The following is a 12,200-nucleotide window of genomic DNA, read 5'->3' on the forward strand; positions in this document are numbered from 1 at the left end:
GCCGTCAGCGGCGCCGCCGCAACAGGGTCAGCCCGTCGCCCACCGGCAGGAGGACCAGCGCCAGGTCCGGATCGTCGTGGATCGCCTGGTTCAGGCGCCGCAGCGTGTCGGCCTGACGGCTCTGGTCGTGCGGGTCCGCCACCCGGCCACGCCACAGCGTATTGTCCAGGACGATCAGCCCGCCGGTCCGGACCAGGCGCCGGCAGCGCTGGAGATAGGCGGGGTAGGTCTTCTTGTCGGCATCGATCAGGGCCAGGTCGAAGCCGTCCGCACTGCCCTCGGCCAGCAGTTCATCCAGGCTGGCGAGCGCCGGCCCTTCACGGAACCGGATCCGGTCGGCCACCCCGGCTGCTTCCCAGTGCCGGCGGCCGAGCGCCTGCCAGTCGGCGTTGACGTCGAGCGTGGTCACCCGGCCATCCGGGGGCAGGGCCAGCGCCATGGCGAGCGTCGCATGGCCGGTGAAGCAGCCGACCTCCAGCACGGCCCTGGCACCGGTCGTCTCGATCAGGAAGGCGACCAGTGCGGCCGCCTCCGGCGAGGTGCGCATGTCGCCATGCTCCAGTCGGTCGGTCTCGGCCCGCAGCGCCGCCTGCGCGGGATGCTCGCGCACTCCGACCGCCGCGACATAGGCGGCGAGTTCCGCCGGCAGGCCGATGGTGCGCGCGGTCAGTGGCCCACCTCCGTTGCCACTGCCAGCACGTCCTCGACATGGCCCGGCACCTTCACCCCGCGCCAGGTGCGCACGATCATGCCCTCCGCATTGACCAGGAAGGTCGAGCGGTCGATGCCCATATAGGTCTTGCCGTAGTTCGACTTCTCGACCCAGGATCCCAGCGCCTCGACCAGCCGGCCGTCCTCGTCCGATGCCAGTGGAAAGCTCAGGCCGCACTTGCGCTTGAACCGGTCGTGGCTGCTCACGCTGTCCTTGGACAGGCCCACCACCTCGAAGCCGAGCGCCTCGAACTCGCCGTAGCGGCTGGCAAAGGTCTGCGCCTCCAGCGTGCAGCCGGGCGTGTCGTCCTTGGGGTAGAGGTAGAGGACGTAGGGCCGGCCCTTCAGCTGGGCCGAGGAGATCCGGCCGCCGCCATCGGTCGGCAGGTCGAAATCCGGCATGGTGTCACCGGGCGAAAGGGTCACGAGCGCGCCTCCATCCTTCAGCTCAACAGCCGGTCGAAGACTTGGCGCACTGCCTCCTGACTTTCAACGAGTCTGCGCTGGAGAAGCGCCATGTCACTGGGCAGGCCGGAGCGGCCCTGGGGATCGGCCACACGCAGCAGCGCCTCCTGCATGGCCGCCGGGATCGATCTGGGCATGGTGCCGCTGTCCTGGGACAAACGCAGGGTGGCGAACAGGCGGATCAGCAGTCGCCAGGCGTGATCCAGCGCCGCCGCGTCGTGGTCCGGCAGGAGGCCGGCCAGAGCCGCCTTGGCGAACACGGCAGGGGTGGAGCGGTCGCGCAGGCCCGGGTGCTCGGCCAGATGGGCCAGTTGCAGGTACTGGGCCAGGAACTCGATCTCGACGATCCCGCCCCGGACATGCTTGAGGTTCCAGGGATCGTCGCTGCCATGCTCCTTGAAGATCCGCATGCGCATGGCCCGCACGTCCTGCGCCAGGGCGGCCTGCGGGCGGGGGCGGTGCAGCACCGCCTCGATCGCGTCCTGCACCTCCGCGGCCAGACGGGTATCGCCGGCCACGGCCCGGGCCCGGGTCAGCGCCTGGTGCTCCCAGGTGGCGGCGGACTGTGCCTGGTAGCGCACGAAGCGCTGGAGGCGGGTCGCCACCGGGCCGGCATTGCCGGACGGACGCAGGCGCATGTCGATCTCGAACAGCGTGCCTTCGCTGGTCCTGGCCGAGATGGCGCTGGTTAGCCGGTTGGCCAGCCTGGCGAAGTAGACATCGGCCGAGATCGGCCGCTGCCCGTCGGACTGGGCATCCTCCGGTGCGTCATAGACGAAGATCAGGTCGAGGTCCGAGCCGATCGTCAGCTCGCGCGAGCCGAGCTTGCCCAGGCCCAGCACGCAGAACCGGCCGTCCGGGATCCGGCCGTGCTGGCCGACCAGCCAGTCCAGGGCCTCGGGCAGGAGGTCGGCCACCGCGATCTCGGCGATGGCAGAAAGGGTCACGAGTGCCGACTCGGCCGGGGTGACACCCAGGAGGATGTGCAGGCCCGCCTGGAACTGCCGGCCGTGCGCCCAGCGCCGGATCAGGTCGAGCTTGTCCTGGAGGTCGCGCGCATCCTGGAGCCGATGTCCCATCTCGGCCTGGAGCTGCGCCTGGTCTGGCAGGGGCTCGAAGAAGTCGGGCTCCAGCAGCGCGTCCAGAAGGTCGGTATGAGCGGCCAGATGGGCGGCCAGCCTGGGGGCGGCACCGGTCAGGTCGACGATCAGGCGCAGCAGCTTCGGGTTGGCGCGCAAGAGCGAGAAGATCTGCACGCCCGAGGGCAGGTTGGTGATGAACCGGTCGAACAGGCTGAACGCGCCGTTCACGTCCACGGCCCGGCTGAACGCCTGGAGCAGAGCCGGCATCAGCTCGGTCAGGAGTTCGCGCGCCCGCACCGTACGGGTGGCGCGGACATGGCCGTGATGCCAGTCCCGGATCCGCCGGCTGGCCGCGGCCGGGTCGGTGAAGCCCAGTGCCGCCAGGTGCTCGAGCGTCGCCGGATCGTCTTCCGTCCCGGTGAACACCAGCGAGGCGCCGGCCCCGAGATCCGGGCTCGTCTCGAACAGGGCGGCATAGTGCCGTTCCACCGTGCGGAACGTTTCCTCCAGGTCGCGGGCGAGAGCGGCCCCGGTCGCATGGCCGGCAAACGCAGCGAACGTCTCGAAGCGGTCGGCACGCTCGGGCAGGCGCTGGGTCTGCTGGTCGGCCACCATCTGCAGCCGGTGCTCGACGGCGCGCAGATAGCGGTAGCAGTCGATCATCTCGCTGGCCGCGTCCTCGGCGACCCAGCGGGACCGGGCCAGCGCCTCCAGCGCCTCGACCGTGCGGTTGCTGCGCAGCCCCGGGTCACGGCCGCCCAGGATCAGCTGCTGGGTCTGGGCGAAGAACTCGACCTCGCGGATCCCGCCGCGGCCGACCTTCACGTCGTGGCCGAGCACCGCGATCTGGCCAAAGCCGCGATGGGCGTTGATCTGGCGCTTGATCGAATGGATGTCGGCGATCGCCGCGAAGTCCAGGTGCCGGCGCCACAGATAGGGCCGCAGCCCCTCCAGGAACGCGTCGCCGGCCGCGAGGTCGCCGCCTATCGGGCGGGCCTTGATCATCGCGGCGCGTTCCCAGTTCTGGCCATGCCGCTCGTAGTAGAGTTCGGCGGCCGGCACCGGCAGCGCCAGCGGATGGCCCGGCGGGTGCGGGCGCAGCCGGAAGTCGACCCGGAATACGTAGCCGTCCCGGGTCTTCTCCTGCAGCATGTATTCCAGGCCGCGCACCAGCCGCGAGGCCAGGCCCATCTGGGTGGCGCCGCCACCCACCTGGAACCGGTCGGGGTCGAACAGCACGATCAGGTCGATGTCGGAGCTGTAGTTCAGCTCACCCGCCCCGTACTTGCCCATGCCCAGCACGACGAGGCCGGAGTGGCGCACCGGCTCGTCCGGGTCGAGCGTGATCTCCTTGCGGTCGGCTGCGTCCTGCAGGAGCCGGCGCAGGGCCCGGTCGACGGCGAGGTCGGCGAAATCCGTGAGCGCCGCCGTCACCTGCTCCAGCGCCCATGCACCGGACAGGTCGGCCAGTGCCACGGCCAGCGCCACCTGCCGCCGTGCCCGGCGCAGCTGCGCCATCAGCCGTGACCGATCCGGCAGCGGCCCTGGCCGGGTGAGCTCGGCCTGGATCTCGGCCAGCACGGGGCCCGCTCCCGCATCCAGAGTGCGGGCCAGGACCTGCGGGAACTCGACCGCGTTCTCGGCTAGAAACGGGCTCCCGGCCAGCATGCCGTCGAGCAGGCCGGTGTGCCGTGCGTCCTCCAGCACTGCCTGGGCGAAGTCCCGGCGCGCCGGGTCCGGTTCGGCCTCGACGGCTCGCTTCAGCCGTGCACGATGGCGGGCAACGGCGGCATGATCGGTGGTCAGCGGAGGGTGGAGAAATGGCAAGGGACGTCGAAGCCCTTCCTGATGCGGCCCTCCCGTCGGACTCGCGGATCCGCGGGAGTGCCCCTGGCCCGGTTGGCCAGAGAGTGGCTGCGCCGGGCGGCGGCGGCAAGCGGCAGGGCTGGGTCGTGCGCAGCCTGCGGGTCCTGGCCGCACTGGTCGCGGTACTCCTGGTGGTGGCCCTGCTGGGTGGCTTCGCCCTGTACCAGCGGCTCCAGCAGGGCCCCTTGTCGCTGCAGCCTCTGGCATCCTGGTTGGAAGCACCGGTTGAACAGCGGCTCGGGCGGCCGGTCGAGATCGAGGGACTGACCCTGGCCCGAGGCCCGGCCGGTTCCGGCGGCTGGGTGCTGAGCGCCGGCCCGGTCCGGATCGGTGGCGCTGCCCCGGTCCAGGCAGAGCGCCTCAGCCTGAACTTTGCACTGCCTCTTGAGCTGCTGGATGCCGATCTCCGGGTGGTCGACACGGACGCACCGACCCTGCTCTCGGCCTGGCCGCCAGCACTCCTGCCCGACGTGCGGGACCTGCTGCGCGAGATCATCCAGGCCGGCCAAATCCGTACCGGCGAGCTCACGTACCATTTCGTCGAGAGCGGCCCTGCCGATCTCCGGCTGCAGGTCGACGCGGCGCAGGTGGTGGCACAGTTGCCCAACGGGCTGCCCGTGGTCGAGGCGCCCAGCGCTGACATCCGGATCGAGGACGGCACGCTGCGGATCAGCGGTCCAAGTGCCACGGGCGCCAACCTGACCGCCGAGCAGTTCGAGGTGACGATCGACCACGTCACGGACTCTCTGCCGCCGAACCTGCGGTTCAGCGGCCATGCCCATGGCAGTGCCCATGCGCTCTACCGGTTCCTCGCCGGACCGCCGCTGCGCATCATCCCGGGCGATCTGGTCGGGCCGGACGGGATGCGCGGCCAGGTCGACGGGCAGGTGCGGGTCGGCATTCCGCTGGCCGGCGAGATCACGCCCGAAGCGGTCGATCTCGAGGTGGATGCGCGGTTCCGGGACGTGGCGGTCGTGCTGCACCTGCCGGTGACCCTGCCGCTCACCGCCACGAGCGGCAGCTTCAGCGCGCGCAACGGCACCATCGCCACGAGCGGCGAGGCCAGGCTGTACGACAATCCGCTCAGCTTCGAGCTGCACGACCGCTGGCACGGCCCGCAGGACGAGCGCCGGCTGGCGCTGAAGGGGGAGGTCGGCCGGGAGTTCCTCGAGCGGTTCGGCATCGTCATGCCGGACATGCTGCACGGCACGGCCCTGGTGAGCAGCCAGCTGCACCAGGACGTCCACGACGTATGGCATGCCGACATCGACGCCGATCTGGCGAAACTCGGCGTCGCGGAGGAAACGATCGGCCTGGACAAGCCGGTCGGGCAGCCGGGCAGGCTGACTCTGAACGCCTGGTTCGACGGTGCCGACGACTGGGCGATCGAGCGGTTCGCGCTGGATGCCGGTGCCCAGCGCGCCAAGGGTTCGCTGGCAACGGCAGAAGGTGGGCGGCTCCTGCATCTGGACGAGCTGGTCCTGCCGGGCTCCAGCCTCACCGCCGATCTGCTGCTGGCGGCGGACGGCGGAATGAGCGGCCGAGTGGCCGGCGAGCGGCTGCGCCTGCCCGCGGGCATCGCCTATGTCGCGAGCACTCCTGCCGGCGGGCCGGATGCGCCGGCACCTGTTCCGCTCAAGCTCGAGATCGCGATCGATCAGGTCGAGCTGGAGGATGGCAGCCTGACGAAGCTGAACGGACACGTCCAGCGCGGTACAGATGGCTTTGAGGACGTGCAGCTGGACTTCGACCTGGCCGGACCCGGGTCACTGGCGATCACGCCGGCGACCATGGCCGGAAGGCACCGACTGGAGCTGCACGCGGCCGATGCCGGCCGGCTGCTCGCGGGCCTGGGCATTACCGACGCGATCAGCGGCGGCAGCCTCAAGATCGCGGCCGACCTGAGCCGCCAGGTCCCCGACCTGCAGGCGTCCGGCCGGGTCGATCTCGGCCCGACCACGATCAGCATGGCCGGGCAGGACCCGCTGCCCTTCCAAAAGATCGTCCTGCCCTTCCAGATCGACGGCCCGATGCTGCGGATCGATCGGGCGCGGATGACCGGAGGGCCAGTAGGCATCCGGGTGAGCGGCAGCCTCGACCGGCAGACTCGGGCGCTCGACATGTCGGGCGAGGTGACCCCGCTTTATCCGATCAACCGATTCATCGGCCAGATTCCGATCATCGGCACGATCCTGGGCGGCAGCAAGGGGCTGGGCGCGATCAACGCCGACTTCACCCTGACCGGAACGCTGGACGACCCGCAGGCCAAGCTGGCGACCAGCTCGGTGCTGGTGCCGGGCGTGGTGCGCGACCTCCTCCGCTCGATCCGGCCGCGCTAGCTTCCGGAGGAGGTTCAGCCGGCGAGGCGCGCCAGCACATGACGCTTCTTGCCGGCCGACAGCTTGACGCCCTGCTCCAGCAGGGCGCGGGCCACCGTCCCCTGGGGATCGGCCACCGCCTGGTCGTCCAGGCGGGCACCGCCGCCCTGGATCAGCCGGCGCGCCTCGCCATTGCTGGCGGCAAGGCCGGCCAGACGGAACAGGTCCGGCAGGGGCACCTGCTCGGCCAGTTCGGTACCCGGCAGCTCCACCACCGGCAAGGAGGTGCGGTCGCCGCCGCCGAACACGCCCTGCGCCTGGGCGCGCGCCTGCTCCGCCTGGGCGCGGCCATGGCAGAGTGCCGTGGCCTCGGTGGCCAGGATCGCCTTGGCCTCGTTCAGCTCGGCACCTTCCAGCCGCTCCAGCCGCGCGATCTCGTCCAGCGGCAGCTCGGTGTAGAGCTTGAGGAAACGGCCGACATCACGGTCTTCGGTGTTGCGCCAGAACTGCCAGTAGTCGAACGGCGAGAGCATGGCGTCGTTCAGCCAGACCGCGTTGCCGGCCGACTTGCCCATCTTCTCGCCAGACGCGGTGGTGATCAGCGGCGTGGTCAGGCCGAACAGCTGGACGTTGTCGACCCGCCGGCCGAGCTCCACGCCGTTCACGATGTTGCCCCACTGGTCCGAGCCGCCCATCTGCAGCCGCACGCCCAGCCGCCTGGACAGCTCCAGGAAGTCGTAGGCCTGCAGCAGCATGTAGTTGAACTCGAGGAAGGTCAGCGGCTGCTCGCGCTCCAGCCGGAGCCGGACCGAATCGAAGGTCAGCATCCGGTTGATGGTGAAGTGCCGGCCGTACTCGCGTAGGAACTCCATGTAACCCAGCTGGAGCAGCCAGTCGGCATTGTCGACCATGGTGGCCTTGCCGGCGCCGAACTCGAGGAACCGCGCCAGGGAAGCGCGGATCCCGGCCTTGTTCGCCTCCAGGCTTTCCCTGGTCTGCATCTTGCGCAGCTCGTCCTTGCCGGACGGGTCACCCACCAGCGTGGTACCGCCGCCCACCAATGCTATCGGCCGGTGGCCGAAGCGCTGCAGGGTGCGCAGCAGCATGATCGAGACGAGGTTGCCGACATGCAGGCTCTGCGCCGTACAGTCGAAGCCGATATAGCCGGTGATCGCCTGGGCCGCGGTAGCCTCGTCGAAGGCCGCCTCGTCGGTGCACTGGTGGACGAACCCGCGGGCATGGAGCTCGCGCAGGAGTTCGGAGCGATGACCGGTCACGTTCTTCTGGCTTCTTGCAGGGGCTTGGAAAAGTCGGCCGGGCAGGGGCCCGGCCGGAGGTTCAGCGGGCGGTGAGCAGCGCCTCACCGGGGATGCGATTCATGCGCCGGTCCATGTAGTGCTCGCAGGTGCCCACGAACCGGTCCATGTGCTGGCTGAACGAGTGGTCGGCGTTCTCGATCAGGTCGAAGTCGATCGTGATGCCGCGCTGCTGGCTCAGCTTGTTGACCAGCTTGTGCACCGATTCCACCGGGGTCACCACGTCGCGCTCGCCATGGACGATCAGGCCCGAGGACGGGCAGGGCGCCAGGAAGCCGAAATCGTAGATGTTCGCCGGCAGGCCTGCCGAGATGAAGCCCACGACCTCGGGCCGGCGCATCAGGAGCTGCATGGCGATCCAGGCGCCGAAGCCGAAGCCGGCCACCCAGACACCCGCTGCGTTGGGATTGTGCAACTGCATCCAGTCCAGTGCCGCTGCGGCATCGCGCAGCTCGCCCTGGCCGTGGTCGAACTGACCCTGTGAACGGCCCACACCGCGGAAGTTGAAGCGCAGCACCGAGAAGCCGCGCCGCACATACATCTGGAACAGGGCGTAGACGATGCGGTTGTTCATCGTACCGCCATGAAGCGGATGCGGGTGCAGGATCACCGCGAGCGGGGAGGTCGGGCCTTCACCGTGGACGTAACGGCCCTCGAGCCGGCCATCCGAACCGTTGAAGATCACCTCAGGCATCGAAAACTCCGCTACGACCGAATCGGCAAGGCAGGTCCACCCTCCGTGCGGGGGCGGATCATTGCTGCCGTCTTGGGACGTCCCTATACTGCCTCGAACGTGGCTCCCACGTCCGGATCCACGCCAGACCATGCCACGGTACGCATCGCATCGTGCTGGGGAACCGAACACGCGCAACGCGCGGCGGGCAGGCCGGCGCACGATCGCAGGTCGTTTAGCGCGGGGAGAGGGCGGAATTCAAGGAAATGTGCACCAGCTGACGCAGACCCCGGTACTGGCATCCGGGCGAGTCTATCTGGACCACGCGGCCACGACCCCGGTCCGGCCGGAAGTGGTGGCGAGGATGGCGCAGGTTCTGGCGAGCTTCGGCAATCCCTCCTCGGTGCATGGCGAGGGCAGGGCCGCGCGGCGCATTCTGGAGGATGCCCGTACCCTGCTGGCCGATACGCTCGGTGTGGACCCGGACGGCATCACCTTCACCTCCGGCGGCACCGAGGCCAACGATCTGGCTCTGGGTGCCGCAGCCGGCCGGCCGGTCCTGGTCGGCGCTACCGAGCATGCCTCGGTGCTGGAGGCTGTCCCGGAAGCGCCGCGCATCCCGGTAGGACCGGATGGGCTAATCGACATGGCCACGCTGGCCGAGGTGCTCGCCGAGCATCGCCCGGGCCTGGTTTCGGTGATGCTGGTCAACAACGAGACCGGCGTGGTGCAGGACATCAAGCGGCTCGCGGCCGAGGTCCGTGCCGCGGGGGCACTCCTGCACGTCGACGCGGTCCAGGCATTCGGCAAGCTGCCCGACGTGACCCTGGCGGCACTGGGCTGCGATCTCCTGACCGTCTCCGCGCACAAGATCGGCGGGCCGCAGGGAGTGGGCGCCCTGGCGGCCCGACCGGGCCTGGTGCTTCCGGCGCGGCTGCGCGGAGGTGGGCAGGAGGGCCGCCGGCGCGCCGGCACCCACAACCTGCCGGGCATTGCCGGCTTCGCCCAGGCGATCCGGCTGCTCGATCCGCTCGAGCCCACACGCCTCCTGGGGCTGCGGCACCGGCTGGAGGCGCGGCTCCTGGCGGGCTTGGCCGATGCGGGCGCTGATGCGGCGATTGCCGGGGATGCCGCACCCCGGGCCCCGCACATCACCACGCTGATCCTGCCCGGCCGGCCGGCCGAGCTCCAGGTCATCCGCCTGGATCTCGCCGGCATCGCGGTGAGCGCCGGGGCCGCCTGCTCCTCGGGCAAGGTCCAGGCCTCGCATGTACTGCAGGCGATGGGCCTGGGTGCGTTGGCCGGCTGCGCCCTGCGGCTCAGCCTCGGCTGGAGCAGCACCGAGGCGGAGGTGGACCGGGCGGCGGATGCGATCACCGGGCTGCACCGGCCCGCCGGGGCCGGGGCCGGCGTGGCACTGCCCTTGCCGAATGGCATGACAGTTGCGACATGATGGCTTGCCGGAACGGGCGTTCCCGGCGGTTTGGCAGCAGATGGTGAGACGATGGCACAGGCACTGAGCATCACCGACCGGGCGGCGACGCGGGTCAGGGAACTGCTGGCAACCCAGACGGATGCCGCGGGCATCAAGCTCGCCGTGAAGCCGCGCGGCTGCTCGGGCTGGAGCTACTCGCTGGATTTCGCCAAGGCCGTGGCGCAGGACGATCAGGCGATCGAGGTGGGCGGGGTGACCTTCGTGATCGAGGCGGCAGCCCTGCCCTATGTCGCCGGGACCGAGGTGGATTTCGTCGAGGACAAGCTGGGTGCCTCCTTCGTGTTCAACAATCCGAACGAGAAGGGCCGGTGCGGCTGCGGCGAGAGCTTCCACGTCTGATCCGGGCGTGATCCAGGTCCGGTTCCGGCTGCCGGACGGCAGCGAGCGTCAGGTCGGCGCTACTGCCGGCAGCACGCTCTTGGAAGCGTCGCGGGCGGCGGGTTTGGAGCTGGAGGGGGCGTGCGGCGGCTCCATGGCCTGCGCCACCTGCCATGTCCGGATCCCGGACCCGTGGTTCGACCTGGTCCCGGCACCCTCGCCGGAAGAGGAGGACATGCTGGACCTGGCGCCGGACTGGCAGCCGACCTCGCGCCTGGGTTGCCAGGTCCGCCTCGACCGGCAGCTGGACGGCATCGTCGTGGACGTGCCGTCCTCAAGCCTCCTGGATGATTGACGGCTTTGCCTGGACACCGACCTCGTGAATGCTGACCATCTCCTTGCCGATCTCGACCTGCCGGCCGGCGCCAGGGTGGTGGTGGCCATGTCCGGCGGGGTCGACAGCTCCGTCTGTGCCGGACTCCTGGCCGAGGCCGGCTTCGACGTGGTCGGCATCACCATGCAGCTCTACGACCACGGCCAGGCGACCGGCCGTGCCGGGAGCTGCTGTGCCGGCCGCGACATCCGCGATGCGCGGGCGGTAGCCGACCGGCTGGGCATCCCCCATTTCGTGCTGGACTACGAGGAGCGCTTCCGCCGCCAGGTGATCGACGAGTTCGCGGCGGGCTATGCGGAGGGTCGCACCCCCATTCCCTGCGTGCGCTGCAACGAGCGGATCAAGTTCGGCGATCTGCTGGACAGCGCGCAGGAGCTGGGTGCCGCAGCACTGGTCACCGGCCATTATGTCCGCCGCCTGCGCACGTCCGAGCGCACCGAGCTGCACCGTGGGCGGGACAGCGCCAAGGACCAGAGCTACTTCCTGTTCGCCACCACCGATGCTCAGCTTTCCCGCCTGCGCTTCCCGCTGGGCGCCCTGACCAAGGCCGAGACCCGTGCCCATGCGCAACGCCTGGGCCTGCCGGTGGCGGAGAAGGCCGAGAGCCAGGACATCTGCTTCGTGCCGGACGGCGACCATGCCAGCGTGGTGACGGCACTGCGTCCGGAGGCCGGCCAGAGCGGCGAGATCGTCGACGACGCCGGACGGGTGCTGGGCCGGCACAAGGGCTTGGCGGGGATCACCGTCGGCCAGCGACGCGGCCTGGGTGTGGCCGCACCAGAGCGGATGTACGTGACGGAGATCGACCCGGTGACCCGGCGGGTGACGATCGCGCCCAGGGCCCGCGCCCGGATGCGGCGGGCCTTGCTGGACCGGTTGCATCTGGTGGGGGCCGCGGACGGTGTGCTGCCGGGCGAGGTGATGGCCAAGCACCGCTACAACGAGCCGGCCCAGCCGGCCACGCTGCGCAGTGGCCCGGACGGGCGGGTCGAGGTGGAATTCCGGGAACCGCAGCTGGGCATCGCCCGCGGCCAGGCATGCGTGCTCTATGACGGCAGCCGCCTGGTAGGCGGCGGTTGGATCGAGCAGGCCGCAGGCTGAACCGCGGTGCTGCACGGCCGGCCGCTCCTGACGGCCAAGTGCTGGTGCACGGTCCCGACCCTGGAACCACCCTCTACCGATCTAGCACCATGGAGCGCGCCCATCGTGATCCGGGATGCCGTCTGCCGGTCGGACACCGTGCCGCTCCCGCAACGGCCGGGTTCCGGTGCGCCGGCCGAGGCACAGGTCGCCTCAGCCCAGCGGATCCTCCGCCACCCGTTCCAGCCCTTCGCCGCAATCGCTCCTGCCGAAGTCGGCCATGCAGGCCTGCATGACTACCTGCATGTCGTCGACCAGGTTGCAGGCCATGCTCCGTGCGAAGGACTTCTTCACCGCCAGCTTCGCCAAGTCCAGATAGGGCACCACGATCTCGTGCGTCTGTCCGGAGGGACAGGTGAAGCGATAGGCCTCGCTCGCCATGGTGCCTGCAGGTCGGGCTGGCTGCGCGGGCACATGGTCGC

At 70.2% G+C, this 12,200-nt stretch carries 10 protein-coding genes and 1 pseudogene; 5 read left to right on the top strand and 6 right to left on the bottom strand.

Translation table 11 applies throughout. The features are described 5' to 3' along the window. Positions 1 to 4: 4 nt before the first annotated feature. Genes VNS22_RS18530 through VNS22_RS18540 form a run of 3 tightly spaced genes read right to left on the bottom strand, consistent with a single transcriptional unit; the run spans position 5 to position 4,085 of the window. Positions 5 to 610, bottom strand: coding sequence for a class I SAM-dependent methyltransferase (locus tag VNS22_RS18530; protein WP_325735024.1), 606 nt, complete (start codon positions 608 to 610; stop codon positions 5 to 7). A 56-nt stretch (positions 611 to 666) separates the two neighbouring features. Further along, on the bottom strand, positions 667 to 1,137 hold the full coding sequence (locus VNS22_RS18535) for a peroxiredoxin (RefSeq protein ID WP_325735026.1): 471 nt from the start codon (positions 1,135 to 1,137) through the stop codon (positions 667 to 669). 17 nt (positions 1,138 to 1,154) lie between these two features. Continuing rightward, positions 1,155 to 4,085, bottom strand: coding sequence for a bifunctional [glutamine synthetase] adenylyltransferase/[glutamine synthetase]-adenylyl-L-tyrosine phosphorylase (locus VNS22_RS18540; protein WP_325735028.1), 2,931 nt, complete (start codon positions 4,083 to 4,085; stop codon positions 1,155 to 1,157). Between the two features lie 83 nt (positions 4,086 to 4,168). Between VNS22_RS18540 and VNS22_RS18545 the strand changes: the two genes are divergently transcribed. Continuing rightward, positions 4,169 to 6,463, top strand: coding sequence for an AsmA-like C-terminal domain-containing protein (locus tag VNS22_RS18545; RefSeq protein WP_325735030.1), 2,295 nt, complete (start codon positions 4,169 to 4,171; stop codon positions 6,461 to 6,463). A 14-nt stretch (positions 6,464 to 6,477) separates the two neighbouring features. On the opposite strand, the gene tyrS is transcribed toward VNS22_RS18545, so the two are convergent. Continuing rightward, positions 6,478 to 7,719, bottom strand: coding sequence for a tyrosine--tRNA ligase (gene tyrS, locus VNS22_RS18550; RefSeq protein WP_325735032.1), 1,242 nt, complete (start codon positions 7,717 to 7,719; stop codon positions 6,478 to 6,480). Positions 7,720 to 7,780: 61 nt separating this feature from the next. Next, positions 7,781 to 8,452 carry an alpha/beta hydrolase gene (locus VNS22_RS18555; RefSeq protein ID WP_325735034.1) on the bottom strand — a complete coding sequence of 224 codons (672 nt, stop codon included), beginning with the start codon at positions 8,450 to 8,452 and terminating at the stop codon, positions 7,781 to 7,783. A gap of 247 nt (positions 8,453 to 8,699) precedes the next feature. On the opposite strand from VNS22_RS18555, the gene VNS22_RS18560 reads away from it, so the two are divergent. The 4 genes from VNS22_RS18560 to mnmA are packed head-to-tail and all read left to right on the top strand — an operon-like array spanning position 8,700 to position 11,739. Beyond that, positions 8,700 to 9,884, top strand: a complete 1,185-nt coding sequence (locus VNS22_RS18560; protein WP_325735036.1) for a cysteine desulfurase family protein — start codon at positions 8,700 to 8,702, stop codon at positions 9,882 to 9,884. 51 nt (positions 9,885 to 9,935) lie between these two features. After that, positions 9,936 to 10,265, top strand: a complete 330-nt coding sequence (locus VNS22_RS18565) for an iron-sulfur cluster assembly accessory protein (protein WP_325735038.1) — start codon at positions 9,936 to 9,938, stop codon at positions 10,263 to 10,265. A gap of 7 nt (positions 10,266 to 10,272) precedes the next feature. Then, positions 10,273 to 10,599, top strand: a complete 327-nt coding sequence (locus VNS22_RS18570) for a 2Fe-2S iron-sulfur cluster-binding protein (RefSeq protein WP_325735040.1) — start codon at positions 10,273 to 10,275, stop codon at positions 10,597 to 10,599. Positions 10,600 to 10,623: 24 nt separating this feature from the next. Further along, positions 10,624 to 11,739: a tRNA 2-thiouridine(34) synthase MnmA gene (gene mnmA / locus VNS22_RS18575; RefSeq protein ID WP_325735042.1), complete on the top strand. Its 1,116-nt coding sequence runs from the start codon at positions 10,624 to 10,626 to the stop codon at positions 11,737 to 11,739. Positions 11,740 to 11,931: 192 nt separating this feature from the next. On the opposite strand, the pseudogene VNS22_RS18580 reads toward mnmA, so the two are convergent. Then, positions 11,932 to 12,200: pseudogene (locus tag VNS22_RS18580) on the bottom strand (hypothetical protein); the annotation flags it as partial.

The sequence above is a fragment of the Geminicoccus sp. genome, assembly GCF_035556675.1.
GTDB lineage: Bacteria > Pseudomonadota > Alphaproteobacteria > Geminicoccales > Geminicoccaceae > Geminicoccus.